Source organism: Saccharopolyspora sp. NPDC002376, assembly GCF_053593195.1.
Window position 1 is genome coordinate 1654 of record NZ_JBSFBZ010000122.1, and the last position, 1617, is coordinate 3270.

The window sequence follows — 1617 nt, forward strand, 5'->3', positions numbered from 1 at the left end:
ACTGAATTCATCCGAAGAATCCAACAGCAGACGGATGGTTAGTATCAACCGTTTCGTTATGGACGCGTATGCACGGGTACGGGAATATCAACCCGTTATCCATCGACTACGCCTGTCGGCCTCGCCTTAGGCCCCGACTCACCCTGGGCGGACGAACCTTCCCCAGGAACCCTTGGTCATCCGGCGGAAGAGATTCTCACTCTTCACTCGCTACTCATGCCTGCATTCTCACTCCCACACACTCCACACCAGGCTCACGCCGGCGCTTCACCGCATGCAGGACGCTCCCCTACCCAACCCAGCAAAAACTGGATCGGCATGGCTTCGGCGGTGCGCTTCAGCCCCGCTACATTGTCGGCGCAGGACCACTTGACCAGTGAGCTATTACGCACTCTTTCAAGGGTGGCTGCTTCTAAGCCAACCTCCTGGTTGTCTCAGCGATCCCACATCCTTTCCCACTAAGCGCACACTTAGGGGCCTTAGCCGATGCTCTGGGCTGTTTCCCTCTCGACGATGAAGCTTCTCCCCCACCGTCTCACTGCCACGCTCAACTCAGATGTATTCGGAGTTTGGCTGATCTCAGTAACCCGTGAAGGCCCATCAACCAACCAGTGCTCTACCCCACCCAAGCAACACATGACGCTGCACCTAAATGCATTTCGGGGAGAACCAGCTATCACGGAGTTTGATTGGCCTTTCACCCCTACCCACAACTCATCCCCCAGGTTTTCAACCCTGGTGGGTTCGGGCCTCCACACGGTCTTACCCGCGCTTCACCCTGGCCATGGGTAGATCACTCCGCTTCGGGTCTACACCACGCGACTCAAACGCCCTATTCAGACTCGCTTTCGCTCCGGCTACCCCACACAGGTTAACCTCGCCACGCAGCAGTAACTCGCAGGCTCATTCTTCAAAAGGCACGCCATCACCCTTCAACAGGCTCTGACGGATTGCAGGCACACGGTTTCAGGAACTATTTCACTCCCCTCCCGGGGTACTTTTCACCATTCCCTCACGGTACTATCCACTATCGGTCACCAGGGGGTATTTAGGCTTAGCGAGTGGTCCCGCCAGATTCACAGCGCCCTCCACGGAAACGCTGCTACTCGGGAACACCACCACACGCCGGAATCGCATTTTCGCCTACGGGACTCTCACCCACTACGGTTGGCTTTCCCACACCATTCGACTAACACGAAACACAACGCTGGCAGACTGGTAGATCCGCCCAGCAATGTCCCACAACCCCGCACACGCAACCCCTACCAGGTATCCCACGCGCACGGTTTAGCCTCTTCCGCTTTCGCTCGCCACTACTCACGGAATCACCAGTGTTTTCTCTTCCTACGGGTACTAAGATGTTTCACTTCCCCGCGTTCCCCCTCATACCCTATATATTCAGGCATGAGTAACCCGACATCACTCGGGCTGGGTTTCCCCATTCGGACACCCTCGGATCACAGCTCGTTTGACAACTCCCCGAGGACTATCGCGGCCTACCACGTCCTTCATCGGCCCCTGGTACCAAGGCATCCACCATGTGCCCTACATAACTTGGCCACAAAGATGCTCGCACTCACTATACAGTTCTCAAACAACAACCAGAAGAAAACACAC

The 1617-nt window shown here is 56.2% G+C and carries 1 rRNA gene (only partly in view); it reads right to left on the minus strand.

Annotated elements, in window-relative coordinates:
- A 23S ribosomal RNA gene (locus tag ACWCO2_RS36650) occupies nucleotides 1-1560 on the minus strand (it extends 1610 nt beyond the left edge of the window).
- Nucleotides 1561-1617 lie beyond the last annotated feature (57 nt).